Here is a 21,672-nt window from a genome sequence, read left to right as displayed (position 1 = left end):
GGTTGGATTCAGTGCCGACCGCAATACACAGTCGAGCCAAAGCAGCTGGAATGCTTTACATCGCAAGGAGCATAGGAGGTTTCGGAGCGAGTTGTCGAGACACCGGGAACTTCGCAGACGCAGCCGCTTTCTCAGAGGGCGAGCCATCTAGCGGTCGTTTAGCTATTTATCCACTCGGGCGACCTCAACACGCGGGCGAAGCTCGGCCCTCTCGCCCAAATATAGCATTGGTTCTCTTATTGCGGTGCTCCTGCGCTGAAGAGCGAGTGTAGCCGTTTGGATGACGCCTTGCGTAGACCGAAGCTTTTCGAGTAATGGACGATATCGAGCAATCGGCAACGTCTCCCCTCTGCTCGCCGGGTGCCGGAACAGGGCCTATACATGATTAGATTTGGCCTTCTTGGGTGTGGGCGCATTGCCAAGCGCCATTCTGACCTTTTAGGAGGCAATCATATTGCGGGAGCGTGCTTGGTTGCGGTATGCGACCGAGTTCGCGTGCGGGCTGATGTGATCGCCGAGAGGTTCGGCGTTGCGGCCTACTCGGACATGGATAACTTTCTCGCTCGCAAGGATATCGATGCCGTCGCCGTGCTGACGCCGAGCGGGCTGCATCCCGCGCATGTGATTGCCTGCGCCACGGCCGGCAAGCACGTCGTGGTCGAAAAGCCGATGGCGCTGCGACTGCAGGACGCCGACGACATGATCCGGGCCTGCGATCGGGCCGGCGTCAAGATGTTCATCGTCAAGCAGAACCGCTTCAACGTGCCGGTGGTCAAGGCGCGCGAGGCGCTCGACGCCGGCCGCTTCGGCAAGCTCATCCTGGGGACGGTCCGGGTGCGCTGGTGCCGCGACCAGGCTTATTACGACCAGGACGATTGGCGCGGCACTTGGGCCTATGACGGCGGCGTGCTGACCAATCAGGCGAGCCACCATGTCGACATGCTGGAGTGGTTCTTCGGCGACGTGGTGAGCGTGCATGCGCGCGCGGCAACGGCGCTGGCCAATATCGAAACCGAGGATACGGCCGTCGCAACGCTGAAGTTCCGCAACGGCGCGCTTGGGATCATCGAGGCGACCACCGCGGCGCGCCCGACCGATCTCGAGGGCTCGCTCTCGATCCTGGGCGAAAAGGGCACCGTCGAGATTTCGGGCTTCGCGGTCAACCAGATCCGGCACTGGCGCTTTGTCGACGAGCTGCCGTCGGACAAGGACGTCGTGGAGAAGTTCTCGGTCAACCCGCCCAACGTCTACGGCTTCGGCCATCAGGCCTATTATCACCATGTGGTCGATTGCCTGGAGAACCAGCGCGCCGCGCTGGTCGACGGGCTCGAGGGCCGCAAGAGCCTGGAGCTGATCTCGGCTCTCTATGAGTCGATCGAGACCGGCGAGGAAGTCGCGCTCCGCTTCACGCCACGGTTGAGCCGGCTGGGCGTCGTTTCGTGAACCGGCCGGACGTGCATCAGGCCAGCGTGCGCGATGTCGCGTTCGGCGAACGCGTCAAGATCGTCGAGCCGTGCAACCTCTACGGCTGCAAGCTCGGCGACGACTGCTTCGTCGGCCCTTTCACCGAAATCCAAAAGGGCGTGATCGTCGGGGCGCGCACCCGCGTGCAATCGCATGCCTTCGTCTGCGAGCTCGTCTCCATCGGCGAGGATTGTTTCATCGGTCACGGTGTGATGTTCGTCAATGACACGTTCTCCACCGGCGGCCCGGCGCGTGGACGCAAGGAGCTGTGGCGCGAGACGGTGATCGGCAACCGGGTGTCGATCGGCTCCAATGCGACGATCATGCCGGTCAGGATCGTCGACGACGTCGTCATCGGCGCCGGATCGGTGGTAACCAAGGACATCACAACGCCAGGCACCTATGCTGGCAATCCGGCGCGCCGGCTGCTGACGAGCCAATAGGGCAACAGGGGAATATCGATGGCGGTGCCGTATGCCGACCTGCAACTGCAATACCAGTCCATCAAGGGCGAGATCGACGCTGCGATCGCCGGCGTGATCGGCGACAACGCCTTCATTCGCGGCAGCTATGTCGACGCCTTCGAGCGCGAATTTGCGGCTGCGGCCGAGGTCGCTCATTGCGTGTCCTGCGCCAACGGCACCGACGCGCTTTACCTTGCCATGCGGGCGCTGAAGGTGAAGCCGGGCGACGAGGTGATCACGACGGCGCATTCCTGGATCTCGACCGCGGCGATGATCACCCATTCCGGTGCCACCGTCGTGTTCTGCGATACCGACGAGGCGACGTTCACGATCGATCCGGCGGCCATCGAGGCCGCGATCACGCCGCGGACGGTCGGCATCATCCCGGTGCATCTCTATGGCCAGCCCGCGGACATGGACGCGATCATGGCGATCGCGCGGAAACACAAGCTGTGGGTGATAGAAGACTGCGCCCAGGCCCATCTCGCGCGCTACAAGGGCCGCATGGTCGGCACCTTCGGCGAGGCCGCGACCTATTCATTCTATCCCGGCAAGAATCTCGGCGCGATGGGAGATGCCGGCGCGGTCGTCACCACCGACGCGGCGCTCGCCGAGCAGATGGCCATGCTGGCGCGCCACGGTGGGCTGGTGAAGCACCAGCACCACATCGAAGGCATCAACAGCCGGCTCGACGGCATGCAGGCGGCGATCCTCTCCGCCAAGCTGCCGCATCTTGCCGCCTGGACCGAGGCCCGGCAGGCCGCGGCCGAGGTCTATGATGTCGGCCTCAACCAGATCGAGGATGTCGTGGTGCCCGAGGTCGCGCCGGCACGCAGCCACGTCTATCACCTCTACACGATCAGACATCCGCGCCGTGACGCGCTCGCCGCCCATCTCAACGCCAACGGCGTGCAGACCGCCATCAACTATCCCACCGCGCTGCCGTTGCTGCCGGCCTATGCGCGGTTCGAGCATCGGCCGGAGCAGTTCCCCAATGCGCATCGCGATCAGGGTCGGATTCTCTCGCTGCCGATGTTCGCCGAGATCACGCGCCAGCAGCAGGACGAGGTGATCGAGCTGATCCGGAAGTTCTGATCGCGATCGCGGCCTCGTGCCTGACACTGTGGTCGTCAGCTCCCGAGCAGCAGAGGCCTCAGGAATTGTTCCAGATTGGAGCCTGAGAACAGGTAGCCTTTCAGCCCGGCCGCACGTGCCGCCTCGAGATCCGTCGGCTGATCGCCGACCAGAAAGCTGCGTTCGACGTCGACCGGAAAGCGTTCCAGCAGATCATTAATCATGCCCGGCGACGGTTTGCGCCGGTGGCTGACCTGCCGATATCGTTCAACGGTCCCTTCAGGATGGAACGGGCAGTATTCAAAGGCGTCGATATGCGCGCCGATCCTGCCGAGCTCATCGGCCATCCAGTCGTGAAGCTGCCGTACGTGTATCTCCTCGTAGAGACCCCTTGCGACGCCTGACTGGTTGGTTACGACGAACGCAAAATACCCCATGTCGTTGACGGCCTTGACCGCCTCGCGCGCGCCTTCGATCCAGACCAGCCTGTGGCTTTCGAACAGGTATCCGATGTCCTGGTTCAGGACGCCGTCCCGATCGAAGAAGACGGCCGGCCTTCGCGGCTGATCTCCGGAAGCGCTGCTCATGAGGTGATGATCCGTCCGTCTCCACGGGGCACGAGCTAGCTCAATAGTTCACAACGCCGCGCGCGACAAATCCGGACGGGTCAAACGCCGAGTGATCTCAAGGCCTATCGCTCGTCCACAATCACCTTGCCGTCGTTCGGCAGCGAGCCGGTGCCGACCAGCTCGACGGTGCCGCCGAGTTTTGTCACGGCACGCAGCGTTGCCGCGACCTCGCTCTGCAGGGCATCCGCCGCCGAGGCACATTCGGCTCTCAGCGTCATCACGTCGGCTTCGCCGGCGCGCGTGACGACAAGGCGCAGCCGTCCAAGCTCGGGATGGCGCTTGCCGATCTCCGCGATCTGCTCGGGTCGCACGAACATGCCCTTCACCTTGGTGGTCTGGTCGGCGCGGCCCATCCAGCCCTTGATGCGCATGTTGGTGCGTCCGCAGCGGCTTGCGCCGGGCAGGGCGGCGGTCAGGTCGCCGAGCGCGAGGCGAATCCAGGGATGGTGCGGATCGAGCGAGGTCACCACGATCTCGCCGACGTCACCCGGCGCAACCGGATCCCCGGTGCCGGGCTTGACGATCTCCAGGATCAAATCCTCGTTGACCGTCATTCCCTCGCGCGCCGCCGTCTCGAACGCGATCAGGCCGAGATCGGCAGTACCGAAGGCCTGGTAAGGCTCGACGCCGCGCGACTTCATCTCCTCCTGCAATGATTTCGGAAATGCCGCGCCTGAGACCAGCGCGCGCTTGATCGAGGACACGTCGCGGCCGGCGGTGGCGGCGGCGTCGAGCAGGATCTTCAGGAAGTCCGGGGTGCCGCTATAGCCGACCGGGCGATAGGCCTCGATCAGCTCGAATTGCTGCTCGGTATTGCCGGGGCCCGCCGGGATCACCGCACAGCCGAGCGCCCGCGCCGAGGCGTCGAAGATGAAGCCGCCGGGGGTGAGGTGATAGCTGAAGGTGTTCAGCACCACATCCCCCTCGCGAAAGCCTGCCGCAAACAGCGCCCGGGCGCCGCGCCAGGGATCCGCTTGGCGGCCCTCCGGCTCGAAGATCGGTCCGGGCGAGGTGAACAGCCGGGCGAACGAGCCGGGCGTGTCGGCCACGAAGCCGCCAAACGGCGGGGCGGCCTTGTGCAGGGCCGGCAGTTCCGACTTACGGAGCACCGGCAGCCTGGCCAGCGCCTCCCGGCTGGTGACGGAGGCGGGATCGGTGCCTCTCAACAGGTTGGCATAGGCCGGCGCCGCCATCGCCTTGCGCAGCACCTCGGGCAGCCGGGCGAACAACGCGGCCTCGCGCTCGGCCGGATCGCGCGTTTCAAGGGCGTCGTAATGGTCGGTCATGTCAGGTCCTTGGGAGGATGTGCACTGGTTGCGTGCCGGTCCGCCCGTGATATCAGACGGTGACCGCTGACATTGGGACGGTTCCAGGGAGCACGATGGCTGAGGCAGAAAGCGTTGCGGCGGACGGGGCCGCCGACGTCGTCGCGAGGCTGAAGCGCCGCGTCGTCGACCAGGCCCTGCCGTTGTGGTCGACCGCGGGCTGGGACAGCACGGCCGGCGGCTTTGTCGACCGGCTGCACCAGGACGGGACAGCCGACCGCGCGGCCCCGCGCCGGATCATGGTGCAGGCCCGCCAGATCTATTGCTACGCCAAGGCGGCCCAGCTGGGCTGGTACCAGGAAGGACGCGCGGTCGCGCTGAAGGGGCTGGACTACCTGCTGGCCAAGGCCAAGGCGCCGGACGGCCGGCCCGGCTTCGTCTACAGTCTGACGGCCGAGGGCGGCGTGCACGATGCGCTGCGCGACACCTACGGCCATGCCTTCGTGCTGCTTGCGCTCGCGACCGTCTACGGCCTGGACCAGGACGCCCAGATCCGCGCCGAGATCGACGCGCTGCTGTCGTTCCTCGATACCCAGCTGCGCTCGCCCCATGGCGGCTTCCACGAGGGCCTGCCACCCTCGATGCCGCGCCGGCAGAACCCGCAGATGCATCTGTTCGAGGCGATGATCGCCTGCTTCGACGCGACCCACGATTTGTCGTTCCAGAACCGCGCCGGCGATTTCTTCGCGCTGTTCCTCGCCAACCTCTACGACAAGCAGACGCGCACCCTCGGCGAATATTTCGAGGAAGACTGGTCGAAGATCCCGCCGGTTAGCGTCGAGCCCGGGCACCTCGCGGAATGGGTCTGGCTGCTGAAGGGATTCGAGCGGATCACCGGCTGCCCGACCGGGCGCCCGCGCGGCGAGCTGCTGGCGTCGGCGCTGCGCTATCGCGACGCGGCCACCGGCTGCCTGGTCGACGAGGGCGACGCCGAGGGTAACATCCGCCGCCACACACGGCGGCTGTGGCCGCAGAGCGAGCTGGCGAAGGCCTGGATCGCGCAAGCCGAGTCGGGCGAAGCCGGCGCGGCGGACGAGGCGCGTGCGGCGCTGGTGCTGCTCGAGCGGCACTATCTCGGCCATGCCGTGGCCGGCGGCTGGTACGATCAGTTCGACCGCGACGGCAATTCGCTGGTCGCCACGATCCCGGCGTCGTCGTTCTATCATGTGCTTTGCGCGGTCACTGAAGCCGAGCAGGTGCTCGGATAGAACCGCCTTCCTGGTCTGACGCGTTTTCTGCACACGCAACTCCGCCCGAAAACGCTCGCTATCCTCACAGCCAGCGCTTGCGCCGCTTGAAGCTCTTCAGGTTCTTGAAGCTCTTGCGTTGGTCGCCGGCGCCGCCGAGGTAGAATTCCTTGACGTCCTCGTTGTCGCGCAGCTCGTCGGCGGAGCCGTCGAGCACGACCTTGCCCTGTTCCATGATGTAGCCATGGCTCGCGACCGAGAGCGCTGCGCGCGCATTCTGCTCGACCAGGAGGATCGTGACGCCGAGATCGCGGTTGATCTCCTTGATGATCGCGAACACTTCCTTGACGAGCAGAGGCGACAGCCCCATCGACGGCTCGTCCATCAGGATCATCTTCGGGCGGGCCATCAGCGCGCGGCCGATCGCCAGCATCTGCTGCTCGCCGCCGGAGAGATAGCCGGCGAGGCCGGTGCGCTCCTTCAGGCGCGGGAAATACTTGAACACCATGTCGATGTCATCGGAAACCTCGCCGTCGCGTCGGGTGAAGGCGCCGAGCCGCAGGTTCTCCAGCGACGTCATGTCGGCGACGATGCGGCGGCCTTCCATCACCTGGAAGATGCCGCGGCGGACGATCTTGTCCGGATCGATGCCGTTGATGCGCTGGCCCTCGAACAGGATCTCGCCGCGGGTGACCTCGCCGTCCTCGGTCTTGAGCAGGCCGGAGATCGCTTTCAGCGTGGTCGACTTGCCGGCGCCGTTGGCGCCGAGCAGCGCCACGATCGCGCCCTTCGGCACCTCGAGGCTGAGGCCGCGCAGCACAAGGATGACGTCGTCATAGACGACCTCGATGTTGTTGACGCTGAGCAGCGGCGGCGGCGGGACGGCCGTCGGCCCCGGGCGGGTGGCTTCGAGGGTTTCGTTCATGGCCTGTGTTACCCTTCGACGTCATTGCCGAGCATAGCCGTCAGAAGGACGGCGTCGCTTCCGCTCGCCTTTGACCCGGCAATCCATCGATCGGAATACGTCTTCGCTTGATGGATGCGCGGGTCGAGCCCGCGCATGACGATGTGTGGACGTGTTCGGCTGCCGCCTCACCACCCAAACCATTCCGGCTTGCGCGGCAGGTCGACGGTCTTCACCTTCTCGAGCTTGATCGTGCCCTTGCCCATCAGGTCGTTGATGTCGCCATCGGTCGCGCCCGAGATCTTCGAGCGATACAGGTCGACCTTCGTGGTCGGGCGGTGATCCTTCTCGGTCCAGGTCGACGGATTGCAGACGCCGTCCATGCCGGCCGGCACCCAGTCCTTCTTCTGGTAGAAGCCCTTGGCGACGTTCTCGCCGGTGGCGCCGCCGTTCTTGGCGGCCCAGTCGAGCGCTTCCTTCAGGTAGAGCGCGCTGCAGACCGCGGCGATGTAGTGCACGGGCCGATAGACCTTGCCGGACGGGTCGGACATCTTGGAGATTTCCATCACCGTCTTCATGCCGGGCGCGTTGCCGCCCCAGCTCACCGCCGTGCGGAGCGGGAAGATCACGCCGTCGGCTGCATCGCCGGCGGTCTTGGCCGCGTTCTCGTCCATGCCCCAGACATTGCCGAGGAACTGGACATCGACGCCGGCGGTCCTGCAGGCCTTCAGCACCGAGATGTTGGAGGCCGCCGTGTTGCCGAGATAGGCATAATTTGCGCCTGAGCTCTTCAGACTGAGACACTGCGCCGAGTAGTCGCCTGGCGACAGCGCGAACACCAGCGGCGGCAGCACCTCGAAGCCGAGCTCGGTCGCCAGCGCTTCACCAGCCGCCTTCGGCGCGTTCGGATACGGATGGTTGGCGCCCATGTGGACGAATTTCGGCTTGCCGGGCTTGCCCTTGGCCTTCCAGTCCTCGGCGGCCCAGGTCAGCATAGCGCGCATCGAGTCAGAGTAGCTCGGGCCGTAGAAGAAATTGTACGGCGCGGGCTTGGCCTTGCCGCTGGTGCCTTCCGGATCGGTCAGCGCGGCGGCGTAGGAGCCGGAGATGTCCGGGATCTTGTCCTGCGCCAGGAAGCCGGTGAGGGCCTCGGTATCCGCCGTGCCCCAGCCCATGATCGCCGCGACCTTGCCGTCGGGCGCCGACCACTTCTTGTACAGCGCGATGGCGCGCGGCACCTGGTAGCCATAGTCGTTGCTGTCGACATTGAGCTGCTTGCCGCCGATGCCGCCATTCTTGTTGACCCAGGCGAAGGTGTCGGCGACGCCCTGGCCATAGGGGGTGCCGACGTCGGACGTGCCGCCCGAGAGGTCCTGCAGATGGCCGATGGCGATCTGCGCCTGCGCGGTGGCGGCCGCGCTGCTGATCAGCAGCGCAACGGAGACCGAGCTCAAAAGGGATCTAATCGTCATTTTTGCTTTCCTCCTGCTTATTCGTTGAACGGAATTTTGAGTTGCGTTCCGTGCCTTGCGTCAATGCGAGAACGGGTAGAGCTTCCAGTAAGCCTTGATCTGCCGCCAGCGATGCGCGAGGCCGTCGGGCTCGAACATCAGGAAGCCGATGATGATCAGGCCGATCGCGATCTCGCGCAGAAAGGTGATGTTGTTGTTGAGCTGCAGCGCCTTGTCGATGGCGCCGCCCTTCAGCCAGGCGCTCAGCCATTCCATCGATTCCGGCAGCAGCACCACGAAGGCCGTGCCCATCAGCGTGCCCATCACCGAGCCGGTGCCGCCGATGATGACCATGGCGAGGAACAGCACCGAGCGCTCGATGCCAAAGCCTTCCTGCGAGACCACGAGCTGATAGTGGGCGTAAAGCGCGCCGGCGATGCCGGCAAAGAAGGCGGCAAGCCCGAATGATAGCGTCCGGTACTTGGTGAGGTTGATGCCCATGATCTCGGCCGAGAGATAGTGATCACGGATCGCGACCAGCGCGCGGCCGTCGCGGGTGCGCATCAGATTTGTCACGAGCAGGTAGCTGATCACCATATAGGCGAGCACGACGTAGAAATACTGCCGGTCGCCGCGCAGGGTGTAGCCGAAGATCGAGAACGGGTTGGCGCTGGCCGGCACCGAGCCGCCCGAGAACCATTCGGCGCGCGAGAAGAAGTCGAGCAGGATGTACTGCGCGGCGAGCGTCGCGATCACGAGATAGAGTCCCTTCAGCCGCGCCGCCGGCACGCCGAAGATCAGGCCGACCAGTGCCGTGACGACGCCGGCGAGGGGAATGGCGAAGAACACCGGGATCGGCGCGTTGTTGGAGATGTAGGCCGAGGTAAACGCGCCGAACAGGAAGAACGCGGCGTGGCCGATCGAGATCTGGCCGGTGAAGCCGACCAGGACGTTGAGGCCGAGGGCCGCGATCGCGAAGATGCCGATCTGGATTGCAATCGAGAGCAGGTAGTTGGACAGCAGCATCGGCGCGAAGCAGGCGAGCACGATGCCGAGGATCGCGAAATTGCGGCTGGCTGCGGTCGGGAAGACCGTGGTGTCGGCCGCATAGCTGGTGCGGAAATCGCCCGAGGGGATGAGTGTGCTTGTCGCCATTGATCAGACCCGCTCAATATCCTTGGTGCCGAACAGGCCGTACGGCTTGATCATCAGGATGATGATCAGGACGTAGAACGGCGCGATCTCGTAGAGATTGCCCCAGTGCAGGTACTCGCTGTCGACATACTGGGCGACGTTTTCCAGCAGCCCGATGATGATGCCGCCGAGCACGGCGCCGCCGACCGAGTCGAGCCCGCCCAGGATCGCGGCCGGAAACACCTTGATGCCGTAGGCGGAGAGGCCGGACGACACGCCGTTGACCACCGCGACCACGACACCGGCGACCGCCGAGACGGTGGCCGAGATCGCCCACGCCATCGCGAACACGCTCTTGACGGAAATGCCGAGTGACTGCGCGACCTGCTGGTTGAAAGCGGTGGCGCGCATCGCAAGGCCATATTTGGAGGCACGGAAGAACCAGGCCATGCCGACCATCATGGCGAGCGAGACCACGAGGCTCATGACATAGACGGTCTGGATCTGCAGCCCGAACAGGCTGACCGACTGGCTCTGGAACACGCGCGGGAACGGCTGCGGGTTGACGCCGAAGATCCACTTCAGCGCGGCCTGGAACACCGTCGACAGGCCGATCGTCACCATGATCACGGAGATGATCGGCTCACCGATCATCGGGCGCAGGATCACGACCTGGATCGCGATGCCGAAAATGAACATGAAGACCAGCGTGATCGGCATGCCGACCCAGAACGGCACCTGATATTTCGTCAGCAGCGCCCAGCACACCCAGGCGCCGACCAGCAGCAATTCGCCCTGCGCGAAGTTCACGACCTGCGTCGCCTTGTAGATCAGCACGAACGACATCGCCACCACGCCGTAAAGCGTGCCGACCACAAGGCCGTTGACGATCAGCTGGATCAGGAACTGGGTGTTCATAGGGTGCGGTCGCTCCGAACTGCGGTGCCAGCACCCTCTCCTCTTGTGGGAGAGGGTGGCTTCGCAAAGCGAAGCCGGGTGAGGGGTTGTCTCCGCACCGGGATCGTGGAGAGGGTACCCCTCACCCAAGCGAGTTCGTGTCGACTGGCGGTGTAGCCCTCTCCCACAAGGGGGGAGGGCACATTCATGAGCACCGCGCTCCGGTCGCGCAACACAGTCATTCCGCCGCCTCCGCGAGCACGGCGCGGCCGAGGTCGACGACCTCGAGCGTGGTACGGACGCGCTGCGTCGATCCGTCCTGGAAGCGGATCAGGGTGTCGACGGGGATGCTGGCCTTGCCGCGGTAGATCGCATCGATGATGTCGGCGTATTTCTCGTTGATCACGCCGCGGCGGACTTTTCGGGTCCGGGTCAGCTCGCCGTCATCGGCATCGAGCTCCTTGTAGAGCAGCAGGAAGCGCGAGATGCGTTGCGCCGGCGGCAGGGTGGCATTGACGGTCTCGACCTCTTTCTTGAGCAGCGCATAGACTTCGGGCCGCGAGGACAGGTCGGTGTAGGTCGTGAACGAGATCCGGTTCTTCTCCGCCCATTTCGAGATGATCGAGTAGCGGATGCAGATCATCGCGGCGAGCGCGTCGCGGCCGGCGCCGAGCACCACCGCCTCGGCGACATAGGGCGAGAACTTCAGCTTGTTCTCGATATATTGCGGCGAGAAGCGCTCGCCGCGCAAGGTCTCGGCGAGATCCTTGATGCGGTCGATCACGACAAGCTGCCGGTTGTCGTTGTAGTAGCCGGCATCGCCCGAATGCATCCAGCCGTCCTTGATGTCGGCGACCGAGGCTTCGGGGTTCTTGTAATAGCCGTGGAACATGTTGGGATGCCGCACCACGATCTCGCCGACGCCGTTGACGTCGGCATTGTCGATGCGGATCTCGATGTCGTCGGCCATCGGCACGCCGGTGGTGTCGGGATCGACCTTGCCTTCGGGATGCAGCGTGTAGGCGCCGAGCAGCTCGGTCTGGCCGTACAGCGTGCGCAGCGGTACGCCCATCGCCTGGAAGAACTTGAAGGTATCCGGTCCGAGCGCCGCGCCGCCGGTCGCCGCCGAGCGTAGCCGCGTGAAGCCGAGCCGGTCGCGCAGCGCGCGGAACAAGAGCTGGTCGGCCAAAACAGAATGCTTGCCCTCGGCAAGCGCCGCCAGCCCGGTCTTCATGCCGAGGTCATAGAGCCGCTGCTTGAACGGCGAGGCGTCCATCACGCCGGCGCGGACGTCGGCCGCGATCGATTCCCAGACCCGCGGCGCGAACAGCACGAAGGTCGGCGCGATCTCGCGGAAATCGTGCATCATGGTGTCGGGCTCTTCGACGAAGTTGACCTTCATCCGGGAGAGCAGCCCTTTGCCCAGCGCGTAGATCTGTTCCATGATCCAGGGCAGCGGCAGCACCGAAACATATTCGTCGTCCGGCCCCTTCGGATCGAAGGCGAGATAGGTCGCGCAGTGCCGCAGCACGCGCCCGGCCGAGAGCATCGCAAGCTTCGGATTGGCCGTCGTGCCCGAGGTGGTGCAGAGGATCGCGACGTCCTCGCCCTTCGTAGTGTCGACCAGTCGCTCGTAGAGCCCAGGCTCGCGCGCGGCGCGGTCGCGGCCCAGCGCAACGAGCTTGCTCGCCTCCATCAATCGCGGATCGTCGTATTTGCGCATGCCGCGCGGATCGGAATAGACGATGTACTTGAGGTGGGGCACGCGATCGGCCAGGCCGAGCAGCTTGTCGACCTGTTCCTCGTCCTCGGCGAAGACCAGCTTGGCCTCGCCATAGGTCAGGAGATAGGCGGCTTCCTCGTCCAGCACGTCGCGGTAAAGACCGAGGCTCATCGCGCCGATCGCGTGGGCCGCGATCTCGGCGGCGACCCAGTCCGGCCGGTTGTCGCCGATGATGCCGATCACGTCGCCGCGGCCAAGCCCGAGCTCGACCATGCCGAGCGCGAAATCATGGGTGCGGGTTTGGTAGTCGTTCCAGGTGAATTCGCGCCAAAGCCCGAAATCCTTCTCGCGCAGCGCGATCTCTTGGCCGTGCTCCCTCGCGTTCAGGCGCAGCATCTTGGGAAAGGTGTCGGCCTGCGCGGCGCGACCGGCATAGTTCATCATGCGGCGCTCTCCCGCACCGCGGGCTTGTCGTCGGGATCGACCAGTACTTCGTCTTCCTCGCCGAGATAGGCGCGCTTGACATGGGGATCGGCGAGCACGGTGGCCGGATCGCCCTCGGCGATCTTGCGGCCGAAGTCGAGCACCATGACGCGGTGGGAGATGTCCATCACGACGCCCATGTCGTGCTCGATCATCATCACCGTCATACCGAACTCTTCGTTGAGGTCGACGATGTAGCGCGCCATGTCTTCCTTCTCTTCGAAGTTCATGCCGGCCATCGGCTCGTCGAGCAGGATCAGTTGCGGCTCGAGCGCCATCGCGCGGGCGAGCTCGACGCGCTTGCGCAGGCCGTAGGGCAGGGTGCCGGCGGTCGCCTTGCGCACCGATTGCAGATCGAGGAAGTCGATGATCTCCTCGACCTTGCGGCGGTGCTCCAGCTCCTCGCGGCGCGCGCCGGTCAGCCAGTACAGCGATCCCGTGATGAAGTTGTTCTTCAGGAGGTGATGGCGGCCGACCATGATGTTGTCGAGCACGCTCATGTGGTGGAACAGCGCGAGATTCTGGAAGGTGCGGCCGATGCCGAGCCGGGGCCGCGCGTTCGGGTTGAGGCCGGTAATGTCCTGGCCGCGATAGAACAGCTGGCCTTCGGTCGGCCGGTAGCGGCCGGAGATACAGTTGACGATCGAGGTCTTGCCGGCGCCGTTCGGGCCGATGATGGAGAACAGCTCACCCTCGTTGACGCCGAAGCTCACTTCGGTCAGCGCGCGGACGCCGCCAAAGCGCAATGAGACTCCGCGCACCTCGAGACTATTAGCCACCTTGTTCCCTCCAGATACGGGCGCTTTGGCGCGCTCTTTATCTTCGCTTCGATCTTACATGGGCCGCCGAAGGGAGACCATCCGACTAATGATGCCGGCGTTCGGGAGCATCGCTTGACCCGATCGCCTGCGTCATGCGCGGTAACGCCGCACCCGCCTGCAAGCCCGTCCCTCGCGTCGCCCGCCTTCAGCGATCCATCAAGGAGCTGCGCGACGTTACGCGAGGTGGCTCTGAATACGAGAAAGCGATAGGTTGAATTGTCATGTGCCCGACATTTGGTCAGGAATTTTCGCTGGCATTCCAGGCCTCGGGTCCCTGGCTTCGCGCACGGCGTTGCTGCAGTGCAATATCGTTGCAGTCTCTTGGGGTAGGACGCCGTCGCTAGAATGATTGCTGCTGATTACCTGAGGCGCATCGCGGCCTGGTCGCGCGAACTGAGCGAGCAAGAAATCGAAATCGCACGCGCCGGCATTTCCGAGAAATCCTATCGCGCCAACGAATTCATCTTCATGCGCGGCGACAATTTTCAGTACTGGACCGGAATCGTCACCGGGCTGGCGCGCATGGGCATCGTCTCGCGCGGCGGCAAGGCGGCGAGTTTCGCGGGCCTCACCGCGGGCGCGTGGTTCGGCGAGGGGACCGTGCTCAAGAATGAGCCCCGGCGCTACGATGTGGTCGCGCTGCGCGACACGCGACTGGCGATGATGGATCGCCGGACCTTCGTCTGGCTGTTCGAGAACAGTGTCGGCTTCAACCGATTTCTGGTCGGCTCGCTCAATGAACGGCTCGGCCAGTTCATCGCGCTGCTCGAATATGGCCGCACGCTGGACGCCACGGCGCGGTTGGCGCGTTCGATCGCCTCGCTGTTCAATCCGATTCTCTATCCCGACCTGACGCTGCACCTCGAGATCACCCAGGAGGAGATCGGAGCACTGTCGGGGATCTCCCGGCAGAATGCCAACCAGTGCCTGAAGCGGCTCGAGCGGGAAGGGCTGTTGCGGCTCGAATATGGTGGTGTGACCATCACCAACCTCGACAAGTTGCGCCATTACGGGGAGTGACCGGCTCCAGGCCGTATTTGACCACTTTCGCACACTCTAAAGGCCTGATTTTCAAACGATTATGCCATTAGACTTGGAAGAGGCTGTCTGCTACAGACCGGCCTCGTTGGGGACCGCGTGGTTCCGCGCCTTCTGGAGATGACATGACGGCTCAAGATTCAAAACGGCGCATTGCGCTGATCACCGGTGTCACCGGGCAGGACGGCGCGTATCTCGCCGAATATCTGCTCAGCCTCGGCTATATCGTCCACGGCATCAAGCGCCGATCGTCTTCGCTCAACACCGCGCGCGTCGACCATCTCTACCAGGATCCGCATGTTGGCAACGTGCCGTTCCTGATGCACTACGGCGACATGACGGATTCGACCAATCTGATCCGCCTGGTGCAGCAGATCCGGCCAACCGAGATTTATAACCTCGCCGCCCAGAGCCACGTCCAGGTCAGTTTCGAGAGCCCGGAATACACCGCCAACGCCGACGCGATCGGCGTGCTGCGCCTCTTGGAGGCGATCCGCATCCTCGGCATGGAAAAGGAGACGCGGTTCTACCAGGCCTCGACTTCGGAGCTTTACGGGCTCGTGCAGGAGGTGCCGCAGAAAGAGACCACCCCGTTCTATCCGCGCTCGCCCTATGGCGTCGCCAAGCTCTACGGCTATTGGATCACGGTGAACTACCGTGAGGCCTATGGCATGTTCGCCAGCAACGGTATCCTGTTCAACCATGAGAGCCCGATCCGCGGCGAGACCTTCGTGACGCGCAAGATTACCCGCGCCGTCGCCCGCATCGAGGCTGGCCTCGAGAACAAGCTTTATCTCGGCAACCTCGACGCTAAGCGCGACTGGGGCCACGCCCGCGACTATGTCGAGGGCATGCACAGGATCCTGCAGGTCGACGATCCCGGCGACTTCGTGCTCGCGACCGGCGAGACGCGGTCGGTCCGCGAATTCGTCGAGCTGGCGTTTGCCGAGGTCGGCCGCAGCATCGAATGGCGCGGCAAGGGCGTCGAGGAGGTCGGTGTCGACACGGCGTCCGGCAACACCCTGGTGCAGATCGATCCGACCTATTTCCGCCCGACCGAGGTCGATCTTCTGATCGGCGACGCCAGCAAGGCGCGCGCCAAGCTTGGCTGGACGCCGAAGACGCCGTTCGCGCAGCTGGTGAAGGAAATGGTCGCCAGCGATCTCGTCGAGGCCAGGCAGGACGCGACCAATGGCAAGCACGGCGTTTGAGCTGAAGGGCAAGACGGTCTTCGTTGCCGGCCATCGCGGCATGGTCGGCTCGGCGCTGATGCGCCGGCTGGCGCGCGAGGAGGCCGATCTCCTGACGGTGTCGCGCAGCGATGTCGATCTGCGCGACCAAACCGCGGTCAACGCCTGGTTTGCCGCGAAGCGGCCGCAGGCCGTGTTCCTCGCTGCCGCCAAGGTCGGCGGCATCGTCGCCAACAACACGCTGCGGGCGGAATTCCTCTACGACAATCTGGCGATCTCGAGCAACGTGATCCAGGCGGCGCACGCCAATGGCTGCGAGAAGCTGATGTTCTTCGGCTCGTCTTGCATCTATCCGCGCCTGGCGCCTCAGCCGCTGCGCGAGGATTCGATGCTGACCGGCCCACTGGAGCCGACCAACGAGCCCTATGCCATTGCCAAGATCGCCGGCATCAAGATGGCCGAGGCCTATCGCAGCCAGTACGGCGCCGATTACATCAGCGTGATGCCGACCAATCTCTACGGCCCCGGCGACAATTATCACCCCGAATACAGCCACGTCGTCGCCGCGCTGATCCGCCGCTTCCACGAGGCCAAGGTTTCGGGCGCGGGCAACGTCGCGGTGTGGGGCACCGGCACGCCGCGCCGCGAATTCCTCTATGTCGACGATCTCGCCGACGCCTGCGTCCATCTAATGAAGACCTATTCCTCGCCCGAACTGGTCAATATCGGCACCGGCGAGGACATCACCATCGCCGAGTTCGCGCGCGTCGTCGCGGCCGCCGTCGGCTATCGCGGCGCGATCAGCTTCGACACGTCGCGCCCGGACGGCACGCCGCGCAAGCTGCTCGACGTCAGCCGGCTGGCCAGGCTCGGCTGGCGCGCCACCACCTCGCTCGAGGATGGCATCGCCCTCGCGTACCAGGCCTATCTGCGCGAGACGAAGTGACGCGGTGAACCTCCCGCCCTCCGACTGAGAATATCTGTCGGCTTGGCAACGCCACGCGGCTAGGATGCGCGTACCCAAGCGTGCCGCAAGAGCCGCCAGTGCGTCGGAGGAGACATCATGAAGGTTCTACGCCGCCAGTTCCTGCAACTTGCGGCTACGGCTGTGCTTCCGCTCACATTTGGAAAAGCGATTGCCGAGGCCTATCCGGCGCGGCCGGTTCGCCTCGTGATCGGCTATACGCCCGGCGGTTCGGCGGACCTGACGGCGCGCCTGATGGGACAGTGGCTGTCGGAGAAGCTCGGGCAATCCTTCATTGTCGAGAACCGGCCGGGCGGCGGGACCAACATCGCCACCGAGCAGGCGCTGCGCGCGGCGCCCGACGGCTACACGCTGCTGCTGGTCGCGCCGGCCAATGCGATCAACGCGACGCTCTACCAGAAGCTGCCGTTCGATTTCATGCGCGAGATGGAGCCGATCGCGGGCATCATTCGCTTTCCCAACGTCGTGGTGGTGCACCCCTCGCTGCCGATCAAGTCGATTCCCGAATTGATCGCCTATGCAAAGGCCAATCCCGGCAAGCTCAACATGGCGTCCTCAGGCAACGGTTCGACGATCCACATGTCGGGCGAACTGTTCAAGATGCTGACCGGTATCAACATGCAGCACGTGCCCTACCGGGGCGGCGCGCCGGCGCTCACCGATATGCTGTCCGGCGTGATGCAGGTGATGTTCGACAATCTTCCGACCTGCGCCGAGCACGTCAAATCCGGCAAGCTGCGCGGACTTGCGGTCACCAGCACGACCCGTTCGGACGTGCTTCCCGACCTGCAGCCGCTCGCCGACTTCCTGCCGGGTTACGAGGCGAGCGCCTGGTACGGCCTCGCGGCGCCGAAGAACACGCCGCCTGAAATCGTCGACAGGCTCAACAAGGCCGTCAATGAAATCCTCGCCGATTCCAAGGCCAAGGCGCGGTTTACCGAGATCGGCGCGATCATGCTGCCGGGCTCGGCTGCCGACTTCGGCGGACTGGTGGCCGACGAGACCGAGAAATGGGGCAAGGTGGTCAAGTTCGCCGGCGCCAAGGTGGACTAAAGCGCGATGAGATCAGGTCGAATCGTCATCGCGCTTTAGCTTGTTGTTCGAGCATGATCTTTTCGGAAAACCGCTTCGCACTTTTCCGGATCATGCTTTAGCTTCGCGCCGTCGCGCGCGGCGGGTTTTTTGAAAGCGCCGCCGCCATCGCCGATATCAGCGGCCGCATGAAGAAGGCGTCTTCGGCCGGGTAGATGTCGGTGCGCAGGCCTTGGGACTTGAGTTCGTCCGATACCGCCGGTCCGACCGACGCGATCGGCGTACGCTCGAACCCCTCGCGTAACCTGTCCTCGCAACCGCGCGCCCGTGCCACCTCGATCAGGCGGCGGACCTGGCCGAGATTGGTCAGAGCGATCGCGTCGATGCGGCCCTGCGCCATCTCCTCGATCGCGGTGACGATGTTGGCGTCGGCGGCCTGCGCATCATAGACATAGGGCAGCACCGTATCGACCTCGGCGCCCTGCGCCTTGATCGCGCCGATCAGGGTGGCGTGATCCTTGTCCGGATAGAGCTGCAGGCCGAGCCGATGGCCGCTCAGGTTGAGCTTCGACAGCATCTCGGCGACGCCTTCGGACGTCGGCTTTTCGGTCGTCATTTGCGGTACCAGGCCGATCTCGCGCAGCGCCCGGCCGGGCTTGGGGCCGCGGGCGAATTTGCGCGCCTTGGCGACCCCATCGACGAACTTCCGCTCGACGCCGATCCGGCGCACGACCTTCATCAGCCGGCGCAGGCCTTCGCCGGTCATCAGCACGAGGTCGTCGAGCGGCCGTTCGATGGCGCGGTGAATCCAGGCCTCGATCGGCGCTGCGTCAGGCGCATCGTGGATGGTGAACATCGGACATTGCAGCACGTCGGCGCCCTGTTCGGCGAGCAGGCGGGAAAACTGCGCTTCCTCGCGCGTCTCGAGGATCAGGATGCGGTATCCGTTCAGCCGATCAGCCATGATGGTCCCTAACAAACATTGTCGTCATTTGTTCGATTTGACCCCCGCGCCGGGATTGGCGCAAGGCCGCCTGCGGTGTAGACGAGGGCCGAAAATGACCGTTCCATCAATCTGCTCAAGCTTTGGTCAATTGGCATGCCCGACCATCAGTTCGTTCTGACCCTGTCCTGTCCGGACCGTCCAGGGATCGTCTCGGCGGTCTCGACGTTTCTCGCCCATAACGGCCAGAATATCCTGGACGCCCAGCAGTTCGATGACGTGGAGACCGGCAAGTTCTTCATGCGCGTGGTGTTTACCGCGGCCGACCTCGCGGTCGAGCTCGCGGCGCTGCAGACCGGCTTTGCGGCGATCGCCGAACGTTTCGGCATGGAATGGCAGATGCGCGATCGCGCCACCCGCCGCCGGGTGATGCTATTGGTGTCGAAGTCCGATCACTGCCTGGTCGACATCCTCTACCGCTGGCGCACCGGCGAGCTCGAAATGATCCCGACCGCGATCGTCTCCAATCATCCGCGCGAGACCTATGGCTCGCTCGATTTCGGCGATATCCCGTTCCATCATCTGCCGGTGACGAAGGAGACCAAGCGGCAGCAGGAAGACGCGGTGTGGAAGCTCGCCCAGGACACCAAGACCGATCTCGTGGTGCTGGCCCGCTACATGCAGATCCTGTCGGACGAGATGTCGGCGCGGCTGTCGGGCCGCTGCATCAACATCCATCATTCCTTCCTGCCGGGCTTCAAGGGCGCCAAGCCCTACCACCAGGCGCATGAGCGCGGCGTCAAGCTGATCGGCGCCACCGCGCATTACGTCACCAGCGATCTCGACGAGGGGCCGATCATCGACCAGGACGTCGAGCGCATCAGCCATCGCGACACGCCTGAGGATCTTGTGCGCAAGGGGCGCGACATCGAGCGCCGGGTTCTGGCGCGCGCGATCCGTTACCATCTCGCCGATCGCGTCATCCTCAACGGACGCAAGACCGTGGTGTTCGTCGACTGATCCGCGCTTCACTCGGCCCGCACCAGGCGATGTGGGCTCTGCGGCCGGCCGTCCATACGCTCAGTGGGCCGCGTCCTGCGGTGCCGTTGCCGGCTTGGCGTCGTCGCCGCGCTGGGCCGCAGGCATCAGCCGCTTGCGTTCCCGATCCTGCATGAACTTGTCGTATTCGGGGGTGCCTGGCCGCGGCGGCGCATCCGCCGGCAGGCCGCCGGCCCAGGATGGAATGGTATCGGCCATGCCGGCCGAGAGCTTCTGGTTCATGGAGCTGCATCCCCCGAGCGCGCCGGCCGCGAGCGCGAGGGCAGTCAGGACAGCGATGGGACGCGAGACGATTGGCATGGGAGGCAGGATACAGCCCTGGTCTTTATGGATGATGATCTCGGGCGACCGTTCGGCTGCAATTGTGCTTGTTTGTTGACATTGCCGTTGCGTTTGTACGATCGTACAAATGAATCGAGCCGGCGGCGGCCTTGAATGCGCGAGACCGCTTCTCGCGGAGGCACTGAGTCTTGTGGAGCGATGTTGGTATCCTGATACTTGTCTCTGCAGCCAGGCCCGATCGCGTCGCGCGCGGCACGCGTCCATCGTCCGATTGACAGAGGGCACGGGGAGACGCCTTGTCGCGTTGCGGCTTGGCCGTGCATGCTTGAGTTAAAACAAGGCAAGAGCCGGGGACCAAGAACGGAAGGGGGAGGAACGTCGATGTTTAATCGTCGCAAAATGTTGCTGTGGGGCGCCGCTTCGGCCGTGCTTCCCGGGTTGTGTGCCAGCGTGCCGGCGTGGGCGGACGACGCCGTCAAGATCGGGCTGATCCTGCCGATGACCGGCGGTCAGGCGTCGACCGGCAAGCAGATCGATAACGCCATCAAGCTCTACATGCAGCAGAAGGGCGACACCGTCGCCGGCAAGAAGATCGAGATCATCCTGAAGGACGACGCCGCGGTGCCGGACAACACCAAGCGGCTCGCGCAGGAACTGATCGTCAACGACAAGGTCAATTTCATCGCCGGCTTCGGCGTGACGCCCGCGGCGCTTGCCGCGGCGCCGCTGGCGACGCAGGCCAAGATCCCGGAAGTCGTGATGGCGGCCGGCACCTCGATCATCACCGAGCGTTCGCCCTATATCGTGCGTACCAGCTTCACGCTGGCGCAGTCCTCCACCATCATCGGCGACTGGGCGGTGAAGAACGGCGTCAAGAAGGTTGCGACGCTGACCTCCGACTACGCGCCCGGCAACGATGCGCTGACCTTCTTCAAGCAGCACTTCACCGCCGGCGGCGGCGAGATCGTCGAAGAGGTCAAGGTCCCGCTCGCCAATCCGGACTTCGCGCCGTTCCTGCAGCGCATGAAGGATTCCAAGCCCGACGCGATGTTCGTATTCGTGCCGGCGGGGCAGGGCGGCAACTTCATGAAGCAATATGCCGAGCGCGGGCTCGACAAGAGCGGCATCAGGGTGATCGGACCCGGCGACGTCATGGACGACGATCTGCTCAACAATATGGGCGATGCCGCGCTCGGCGCGGTGACGGCGCATCTCTATTCGGCCGCGCATCCGTCCGCGATGAACAAGGAGTTCGTCGCAGCCTACAAGAAGGCGTTCGGCAACCGCCCGGGTTTCATGGCGGTCAGCGGCTATGACGGCATCCATCTGATCTACGAGGCGCTGAAGAAGACCAATGGTGCGACCGACGGCGACAAGCTGATCGAGGCGATGAAGGGCATGAAGTGGGAGAGCCCGCGCGGCCCGATCTCGATCGATCCGGAAACCCGCGACATTGTGCAGAACATCTATATCCGCAAGGTCGAGAAGGTCGACGGCGAGCTCTACAATGTCGAGTTCGCGACCTTCGAGGCCGTCAAGGATTCCGGCAAGACCAAGAAATAGCATCATCATCGGCGGCGTGCGCTC

20 protein-coding genes are annotated in these 21,672 nt (G+C 64.4%); 10 read left to right on the top strand and 10 right to left on the bottom strand.

Translation table 11 applies throughout. From position 1 onward, the window contains the following. Positions 1–381 precede the first annotated feature (381 nt). The 3 genes from ACVMDN_RS23530 to ACVMDN_RS23520 are packed head-to-tail and all read left to right on the top strand — an operon-like array spanning position 382 to position 3,023. Positions 382–1,443, top strand: a complete 1,062-nt coding sequence (locus ACVMDN_RS23530; protein WP_456834909.1) for a Gfo/Idh/MocA family protein — start codon at positions 382–384, stop codon at positions 1,441–1,443. Next, positions 1,440–1,907: an acyltransferase gene (locus ACVMDN_RS23525; RefSeq protein WP_057020455.1), complete on the top strand. Its 468-nt coding sequence runs from the start codon at positions 1,440–1,442 to the stop codon at positions 1,905–1,907. Before ACVMDN_RS23530 ends, ACVMDN_RS23525 begins: the two co-directional genes overlap by 4 nt. A gap of 18 nt (positions 1,908–1,925) precedes the next feature. Beyond that, positions 1,926–3,023: a DegT/DnrJ/EryC1/StrS family aminotransferase gene (locus ACVMDN_RS23520; protein ID WP_456834910.1), complete on the top strand. Its 1,098-nt coding sequence runs from the start codon at positions 1,926–1,928 to the stop codon at positions 3,021–3,023. Positions 3,024–3,058: 35 nt separating this feature from the next. Here ACVMDN_RS23520 and ACVMDN_RS23515 read toward each other — a convergent pair whose 3' ends face one another. Continuing rightward, positions 3,059–3,589, bottom strand: coding sequence for an HAD-IIIA family hydrolase (locus ACVMDN_RS23515; RefSeq protein WP_456834911.1), 531 nt, complete (start codon positions 3,587–3,589; stop codon positions 3,059–3,061). Between the two features lie 104 nt (positions 3,590–3,693). Further along, entirely contained in the window at positions 3,694–4,917 is a 1,224-nt protein-coding gene (locus ACVMDN_RS23510) for a phenylacetate--CoA ligase family protein (RefSeq protein ID WP_456834912.1), read from the bottom strand. A gap of 95 nt (positions 4,918–5,012) precedes the next feature. Here ACVMDN_RS23510 and ACVMDN_RS23505 point away from each other — a divergent pair, with 95 nt between their 5' ends. Beyond that, positions 5,013–6,164: an AGE family epimerase/isomerase gene (locus tag ACVMDN_RS23505; RefSeq protein ID WP_456834913.1), complete on the top strand. Its 1,152-nt coding sequence runs from the start codon at positions 5,013–5,015 to the stop codon at positions 6,162–6,164. 64 nt (positions 6,165–6,228) lie between these two features. Here ACVMDN_RS23505 and ACVMDN_RS23500 read toward each other — a convergent pair whose 3' ends face one another. The 6 genes from ACVMDN_RS23500 to ACVMDN_RS23475 form a co-directional block, all read right to left on the bottom strand. Beyond that, positions 6,229–7,068, bottom strand: coding sequence for an ABC transporter ATP-binding protein (locus tag ACVMDN_RS23500; RefSeq protein ID WP_038380790.1), 840 nt, complete (start codon positions 7,066–7,068; stop codon positions 6,229–6,231). A gap of 167 nt (positions 7,069–7,235) precedes the next feature. Next, positions 7,236–8,519 carry an ABC transporter substrate-binding protein gene (locus tag ACVMDN_RS23495; RefSeq protein WP_456834914.1) on the bottom strand — a complete coding sequence of 428 codons (1,284 nt, stop codon included), beginning with the start codon at positions 8,517–8,519 and terminating at the stop codon, positions 7,236–7,238. A 60-nt stretch (positions 8,520–8,579) separates the two neighbouring features. After that, on the bottom strand, positions 8,580–9,653 hold the full coding sequence (locus tag ACVMDN_RS23490) for a branched-chain amino acid ABC transporter permease (protein ID WP_456834915.1): 1,074 nt from the start codon (positions 9,651–9,653) through the stop codon (positions 8,580–8,582). A 3-nt stretch (positions 9,654–9,656) separates the two neighbouring features. Next, positions 9,657–10,550, bottom strand: a complete 894-nt coding sequence (locus ACVMDN_RS23485) for a branched-chain amino acid ABC transporter permease (protein WP_244067704.1) — start codon at positions 10,548–10,550, stop codon at positions 9,657–9,659. Positions 10,551–10,767: 217 nt separating this feature from the next. Continuing rightward, positions 10,768–12,696, bottom strand: a complete 1,929-nt coding sequence (locus tag ACVMDN_RS23480) for an AMP-binding protein (RefSeq protein ID WP_456834916.1) — start codon at positions 12,694–12,696, stop codon at positions 10,768–10,770. Beyond that, entirely contained in the window at positions 12,693–13,514 is an 822-nt protein-coding gene (locus ACVMDN_RS23475) for an ABC transporter ATP-binding protein (protein WP_016847995.1), read from the bottom strand. The genes ACVMDN_RS23480 and ACVMDN_RS23475 overlap by 4 nt, the downstream gene beginning before the upstream one ends. Before the next feature lie 387 nt (positions 13,515–13,901). On the opposite strand from ACVMDN_RS23475, the gene ACVMDN_RS23470 reads away from it, so the two are divergent. The 4 genes from ACVMDN_RS23470 to ACVMDN_RS23455 all read left to right on the top strand — a co-directional run bounded on the left by ACVMDN_RS23470 (position 13,902) and on the right by ACVMDN_RS23455 (position 17,822). Beyond that, positions 13,902–14,576: a Crp/Fnr family transcriptional regulator gene (locus ACVMDN_RS23470; protein WP_018272661.1), complete on the top strand. Its 675-nt coding sequence runs from the start codon at positions 13,902–13,904 to the stop codon at positions 14,574–14,576. A gap of 143 nt (positions 14,577–14,719) precedes the next feature. Beyond that, positions 14,720–15,805 carry a GDP-mannose 4,6-dehydratase gene (gene gmd, locus ACVMDN_RS23465; RefSeq protein WP_456834917.1) on the top strand — a complete coding sequence of 362 codons (1,086 nt, stop codon included), beginning with the start codon at positions 14,720–14,722 and terminating at the stop codon, positions 15,803–15,805. Then, complete coding sequence (gene fcl / locus ACVMDN_RS23460; RefSeq protein WP_456834918.1) at positions 15,786–16,730, top strand: GDP-L-fucose synthase; 945 nt, start codon at positions 15,786–15,788, stop codon at positions 16,728–16,730. Before gmd ends, fcl begins: the two co-directional genes overlap by 20 nt. A gap of 117 nt (positions 16,731–16,847) precedes the next feature. Then, positions 16,848–17,822 carry a Bug family tripartite tricarboxylate transporter substrate binding protein gene (locus ACVMDN_RS23455; RefSeq protein WP_456834919.1) on the top strand — a complete coding sequence of 325 codons (975 nt, stop codon included), beginning with the start codon at positions 16,848–16,850 and terminating at the stop codon, positions 17,820–17,822. A 97-nt stretch (positions 17,823–17,919) separates the two neighbouring features. Here the strand turns inward: ACVMDN_RS23455 and ACVMDN_RS23450 are convergent, their stop codons facing one another. Next, the gene (locus tag ACVMDN_RS23450; protein ID WP_456834920.1) at positions 17,920–18,765 is read right to left on the bottom strand and encodes a uroporphyrinogen-III synthase; all 846 of its coding nucleotides are present in this window, start codon (positions 18,763–18,765) and stop codon (positions 17,920–17,922) included. Between the two features lie 135 nt (positions 18,766–18,900). Here ACVMDN_RS23450 and purU point away from each other — a divergent pair, with 135 nt between their 5' ends. Continuing rightward, the gene (purU, locus tag ACVMDN_RS23445) at positions 18,901–19,764 is read left to right on the top strand and encodes a formyltetrahydrofolate deformylase (RefSeq protein WP_456834921.1); all 864 of its coding nucleotides are present in this window, start codon (positions 18,901–18,903) and stop codon (positions 19,762–19,764) included. Positions 19,765–19,824: 60 nt separating this feature from the next. Here the strand turns inward: purU and ACVMDN_RS23440 are convergent, their stop codons facing one another. Beyond that, positions 19,825–20,103, bottom strand: coding sequence for a hypothetical protein (locus ACVMDN_RS23440; RefSeq protein ID WP_456834922.1), 279 nt, complete (start codon positions 20,101–20,103; stop codon positions 19,825–19,827). Positions 20,104–20,466: 363 nt separating this feature from the next. Between ACVMDN_RS23440 and ACVMDN_RS23435 the strand changes: the two genes are divergently transcribed. Beyond that, positions 20,467–21,648, top strand: coding sequence for an ABC transporter substrate-binding protein (locus ACVMDN_RS23435; protein ID WP_456834923.1), 1,182 nt, complete (start codon positions 20,467–20,469; stop codon positions 21,646–21,648). The last annotated feature ends 24 nt before the right edge of the window (positions 21,649–21,672 follow it).

The organism is Bradyrhizobium sp. USDA 4510 (assembly GCF_054059095.1).
The sequence above is the reverse complement of the archived record's forward strand: the minus strand, read 5'-3'. Positions and strand labels throughout refer to the sequence as shown.